We start from the raw sequence: 260 nt of genomic DNA, 5'->3' as shown, positions 1-260 counted from the left end.
CTACTAATATTGCTTCTGAGTAGTTATCAAATAAGCGCCCACGACCGGTCATTTTAGATTCAATTAACGTGGCATAACCTTCGGCAACCCAACGAGGGGTATCGCTGTAAGTTAAATCGTATAGATCCCATAGACTGCGTATTTTTTGCTGCCAGTTATTACGCGTTGGCTGCGCTAAATGCACTAAGTGTATGTACTCGTGCAATACCAATAACTGCTGCCAGCCTGAGGTATTTGATATAACAGTATCTGATTGTGGC

General features: G+C 42.7%; 1 protein-coding gene. It reads right to left on the bottom strand.

Annotation, left to right across the window (positions count from 1 at the left end; genetic code table 11):
• Positions 1–260: hypothetical protein (locus AAEY88_RS14270; RefSeq protein WP_350563446.1), on the bottom strand; the 260-nt coding region annotated here is incomplete at both ends.

It is taken from the genome of Psychrobacter sp. CAL346-MNA-CIBAN-0220, from assembly GCF_040309805.1.
Classification (GTDB): Bacteria; Pseudomonadota; Gammaproteobacteria; order Pseudomonadales; family Moraxellaceae; genus Psychrobacter.
The sequence above is the reverse complement of the archived record's forward strand: the minus strand, read 5'-3'. Positions and strand labels throughout refer to the sequence as shown.